Origin of the sequence: Herbaspirillum sp. ST 5-3 (assembly GCF_004804275.1) — a bacterium.
In the GTDB taxonomy this organism is placed as follows: domain Bacteria; phylum Pseudomonadota; class Gammaproteobacteria; order Burkholderiales; family Burkholderiaceae_D; genus Noviherbaspirillum.
The window spans coordinates 1-934 of the sequence record NZ_STGI01000040.1 but is presented as its reverse complement, the minus strand read 5'-3'; the positions used below and the strand labels follow the sequence as shown (position 1 = coordinate 934).

Below are 934 nucleotides of genomic sequence, written 5' to 3'. Positions count from 1 at the left end.
CTAAGAACTTGTCCGTAAATTGAAAGTCGCATCCGAATTGCCGGTGACGGCAATCGGAGGTGATGAAGATGAGCAAGGTTCAATCGTGGGAAGTGTCGGATGAATTCTGGGAGCGCGTCGAACCACTGATCCCCGTGCGGCAACGTTGTGCTGGCAAGACGTATCGGCGCAAGCCCGGCGCGGGACGCCCGCCCAAGGAGGCGCGGCTCGTGTTTGAAGGGATCGTGTACGTGCTTCGAACGGGATGTCAGTGGCGTGCGCTGCCGAAAGAGCGGTTCGGCAGTTGTAGCGCGATCCATGCCCGCTTCCTGGAATGGGAGCGCGCCGGCTTCTTCGAGGCGCTGTGGGAAGCGGGGCTGGCGGAATACGACGATTTGCAGGGCATTGCATGGCGTTGGCAGAGCATCGACGGCGCGACGATGAAAGCACCGATGGCGCAACAGGCAGTTGGACCGAATCCGACTGATCGGGGAAAAAAACGGCAGCAAGCGGCATCTGCTGGTCGATGCGCGTGGCGCCCCGTTGTCGATCATCGTGACAGGCGCCAACCGGCATGATGTGACGCAACTGGAAAAGGTGTTGGCGCGGCAAAAGATGAAATACCCGCCGCCGGTGGTCCGGCGCAGCAAGCATCTGTGTGCCGACAATGGATACCGCGGCGATCCGGCCCGGATTGCGATGGTGCGGCAAGGCTACATCCCGCATGTGCAAGGGCGGTCGCAGGAAGCCCGACAGCGCAGGCGGAGTCCGCACAAGCGGGCGCGGCGTTGGATCGTCGAAGTGGCGCATAGCTGGTTCAACCGGTTCAGGAAACTGCTGGTCCGTTATGAAAAACTCGAGCGCAGCTTCATGGCGCTAAACCATTTGGCTGCAGCCATCATCGTGTTTCGTAAGGTGCCGATGAAGGTCAACATAATTTACGGATAGGTTCTAA

Annotated in this window: 1 protein-coding gene; it reads left to right on the top strand. The window is 59.7% G+C overall.

Going from position 1 to position 934, the window contains the following annotated elements:
* The first annotated feature begins 68 nt into the window (after positions 1 to 68).
* Positions 69 to 927, top strand: a protein-coding gene (locus E6W33_RS26865) for an IS5 family transposase (RefSeq protein WP_168798788.1) whose coding sequence is annotated in 2 segments (ribosomal slippage) — positions 69 to 475 and positions 474 to 927 — 861 coding nt in all. Because the reading frame shifts where the segments join, the coding sequence is not laid out codon by codon here.
* Positions 928 to 934 lie beyond the last annotated feature (7 nt).